At 60.4% G+C, this 4,274-nt stretch carries 1 tRNA gene and 2 rRNA genes; all 3 read right to left on the bottom strand.

Annotated features, from left to right (window positions below):
- Positions 1 to 2,176 (bottom strand): 23S ribosomal RNA (locus RH858_RS16690); the annotation flags it as partial.
- A 208-nt stretch (positions 2,177 to 2,384) separates the two neighbouring features.
- Positions 2,385 to 2,456 (bottom strand) — tRNA-Ala (locus RH858_RS16685).
- 180 nt (positions 2,457 to 2,636) lie between these two features.
- A 16S ribosomal RNA gene (locus tag RH858_RS16680) occupies positions 2,637 to 4,108 on the bottom strand.
- Between the last annotated feature and the right edge of the window lie 166 nt (positions 4,109 to 4,274).

Raw genomic sequence — 4,274 nt, 5'->3', positions numbered from 1 at the left:
CTCCTACCTATTCTGCACATCAGCGACCACGTCCCAGCGACAGCCTGCAGTAAAGCTCTATAGGGTCTTCGCTTCCCCTTGGGGGTCTCCAGACTCCGCACTGGAACGTACAGTTCACCGGGTCCAGCGTTGGGACAGTGGCACTCTCGTTGATCCATTCATGCAAGCCGCTACTGAAGCGGCAAGGTACTACGCTACCTTAAGAGGGTCATAGTTACCCCCGCCGTTGACGGGTCCTTCGTCCTGTTGTACCAGGTGTTCAGATACCCGCACTGGGCAGGATTCAGTGACCGTACGCGTCCTTGCGGATTTGCGGTCACCTGTGTTGTTACTAGACAGTCGGAGCGCCCGAGTCACTGCGACCTGCTCTCTGCAAAGCAGGCATCCCTTCTTCCGAAGGTACGGGACTAACTTGCCGAATTCCCTAACGCCGGTTCTCCCGACAGGCCTTGCCTTTCTCCGGCCGAGCACCTGTGTCGGATCTCGGTACGATCACTCCACTCGCCTTTTCACGGGCCCCAGGTACCCTCGAGTTTCCCTATCCCGGGCTTCGATCGCTTCCTGCCGTGACGGCGTCCACGATCTTCTCCGGTTCGACTGGGCGATGGCCCAGCTCGAGGTTTCCTCAGGCGTCGGCTTTCACTGTGGAGCGGCACTGGAATATTAACCAGTTCCCCTGTCGTCTCCCGCGTCTTACGAGGAGACTTAGGATCGGCTAACCCTCGGCTGACTGACAGTGCCGAGGAACCCTTGCTCTTGAGGCCGTCGAGGTTCTCACCCGACTTTCGCTGCTACTGTGACCAGGATTTTCGTTCCCGGTCGGTCCATACGAGCCCTCGCCCGTACTTCCACCCGACCGCGACGCCGACCTACTGGATCACCCTCTCGGGTGCCGCCAGGTCTCGCAAGTGGACTTGAGCCCCGATCATTTTCGGCGCCTCGAACCTCGGCCGGTAAGCTGTTACGCTTTTCTTGGAGGGTAGCTGCTTCTAAGCTCACCTCCCGGCTGTCTGGGGCTCGAGACCACCTTCGATCGCACTTAGTCCACATTTTGGGTCCTTAACCTAGCGCTGGGTTGTCTCCCTTACGGTGCACAGGCTTACCCCGCACACCGGACTCCCCGCGTCCACGGCGCCCGTAGGTTCGGAGTTCGACAGGATGGCCGACACCTCTCGGTGGCGGGTCATCCAATCGGTCGCTCTACCCCACGAGCTACCTCAACGGAGGTCATGCTTCGACATGTTTCGGTCGGAACCAGCTGTTGCCAGGTTCGATGGGCCTTTCACCCCTACACACGGGTCACGAGAGGGTATTGTAGGACACCAACTCTAACGGGCCTCCACGTGGCTTTCGCCACGCTTCACCCTGCCCCTGCGTAGATCACCTGGTTTCGGGTCGTACCCGCTTGACTCCCCGCGCTTGAACACGGCGGCCCTCACACGTCGAAACGTGCTGCGGCCCTGTCGCGTTTGCTTCGCCTCCCCGGATTCTCCGGTTAGACTCGCCAAGCAAGTACAGTCCCTGGTTCGTTTTTCAAAACGTACGACGCAACACCGGCTCCGATCGACTTCTACTGGAAGGTCGCCCCTCGGTCGTTTCCCGATCGGCCTTTCGTGCCACGTCGCTCTATCGCCATCTGATTTCAAGCCCTTTGCACCGCCCTTCTCGGGGTGCTTTTCAGCGTTCGCTCACGCTACTTGTTCGCTATCGGTCTCGAGGAGTGTTTAGCCTTCCCAGTCGATGCCTGGGTTGTTCACAGAGGATATCCAACCCCTGCTACTCTGGTACCGGTCCGCGGGAGCGTCGACGCGATACGGGGCTGTCACCCTGTTTCGCGCTTCGTTCCAGAAGACTTCTCGCGTCTCTACTCCCGGTTGTGACCAGCCCGAACACCACATTGCCCGCGCGGGCGAACCCGCACGGGCTTCGGTTTGGGCTGTGTCGCGTTCACTCGCCGTTACTGACGACATCGCTGTTGCGTTCTGTTCCTGCTCCTACTGAGATGTTTCAATTCGGAGCGTTCCCCATTGCGCAAGGCAATTGCTGTGGGGATTCCCATTCGGAGATCTCCGGTTCTTTGCCTTCTTGCGGCTCCCCGGAGCATTTCGCTGCTTGACACGTCCGTCATCGGCTCTCGAGCCGAGCTATTCACCAGATGGCACAGTAGCCATTCTGTAATTGTATACGTCCACGACCCGCAAAGCGGGTTCAGTGGGCGTCTGGATTGCACGTACACACGGCGTCATCGATGCCACCCGGGTGTGGACGGGCGGCGATCTCGAACCCTTCCCATCCTCGCTCTCGCGGGATGGTGCATCGGTCGTCCATCCCACCGTTCCGGATCCGCCCCCATAAGGGGCGCGATTCGATACGGCGGGCGGGCATGGACCCGCTGGGATTCGAACCCAGGGCATCCTCCTTGCAAAGGAGGCACTCTACCACTGAGCTACGGGCCCTCCCCCGGCCACGCGTCCTGTCCGCGCGTGGTCGGGAAGCTGCTGTGAGCCGCGATCGTTCGTAAGTGCCCCGGATGTCGAATGGGCGAAGCGTGGAGCTTCCTCCACCTCGTGGAGTTCCCGTCTGGGAACGCCACAGTGAATGGGCGCTGTGGAGTGATCCACAGCGTCCCGGTCTGTAGGAGGTGATCCAGCCGCAGATTCCCCTACGGCTACCTTGTTACGACTTAAGCCCCCTTGCAAAGCCCAGATTCGACTCTCGTGAAAGAGCCTCATCCGGACCTCACTCGGGTGCTTTGACGGGCGGTGTGTGCAAGGAGCAGGGACGTATTCACCGCGCGCTTGTGACACGCGATTACTACCGAATCCAGCTTCATGAGGGCGAGTTTCAGCCCTCAATCCGAACTACGACCAGGTTTGTGAGATTACCGCCCCCTTTCGGGGTGGGAACCCATTGTCCTGGCCATTGTAGCCCGCGTGTTGCCCAGCCCATTCGGGGCATACTGACCTACCGTTGCCCGTTCCTTCCTCCGCCTTGGCGGCGGCAGTCTCCGTAATGTACCCATCGACCCAGGGGTCATGCTGGCAATTACGGACGCGGGTCTCGCTCGTTGCCTGACTTAACAGGACGCCTCACGGTACGAGCTGACGGCGGCCATGCACCTCCTCTCTGCAGCTCGTGGCGAGGTCATCAACCTGACCGTCATTACTGCAGTCGGGGCTGGTGAGATGTCCGGCGTTGAGTCCAATTAAACCGCAGGCTCCTCCGGTTGTAGTGCTCCCCCGCCAATTCCTTTAAGTTTCATCCTTGCGGACGTACTTCCCAGGCGGCTCGCTTAGCGGCTTCCCTACGGCACAGCACCCGCTCGTAGCGGGAGCCACACCTAGCGAGCATCGTTTACGGCTAGGACTACCCGGGTATCTAATCCGGTTCGAGACCCTAGCTTTCGTCCCTCACCGTCGGATCCGTCTTCCCAGCGTGCTTTCGCCATCGGCGGTCCGTCCGGGATTACGGGATTTCACTCCTACCCCGGACGTACCCGCTGGATCTTCCGGTCCCAAGCCGGGCAGGTTCCGCCGGACGCCCACGCGTTGAGCGCGTGGATTTCCCGACGGACTTGCTCGGCCGGCTACGGACGCTTTAGGCCCAATAATATCGGCCATCACTCGGGCTGCCGGTATTACCGCGGCGGCTGGCACCGGTCTTGCCCAGCCCTTATTCGTGTACCTCCCTACGGTACAGAAAAGCGAGGACGATATGCCCTCGCACTCGGGGTCCCCTTATCGCACTGGCGTGCAGTGTAAAGGTTTCGCGCCTGCTGCGCCCCGTAGGGCCCGGAATCTTGTCTCAGATTCCGTCTCCGGGCTCTTGCTCTCACAACCCGTACCGATTATCGGCACGGTGGGCCGTTACCCCACCGTCTACCTAATCGGCCGCAGCCACATCCTTCGGCGCCGGAGCGTTTCGCCCTGGCATCATTCCAGACAGCCAGGAGTATGCGGGATTAGCCTCAGTTTCCCGAGAGTATCCCCCTCCGAAGGGTAGTTTGGCCACGTGTTACGGAGCTATTCGCCACGGGTCTGAACCCGTGCGACTAGCATGGCTAAATCGGACCCCGATAGCAATGGCCTCCGGCAGGATCAACCGGAATGTCCCTGCATCGAAGATGCAGGGGGGTGGCGGGAATAGACACGAAGTGTCTACTCACCATTGCAAGGTCCACGTTCGCTGCCACCGACATCGGGGGTGACACCGAACGATCGCGGCTCACATCAGAACGCGTCTTACGGCGGACCGCAGGGGCGCAATCCTCATCT

This window comes from Halalkaliarchaeum sp. AArc-GB (genome assembly GCF_031432225.1).
Classification (GTDB): domain Archaea; phylum Halobacteriota; class Halobacteria; order Halobacteriales; family Haloferacaceae; genus Halalkaliarchaeum.
Note: the sequence above shows the minus strand (reverse complement) of the source record. Positions and strands in the feature narration are given on the sequence as shown.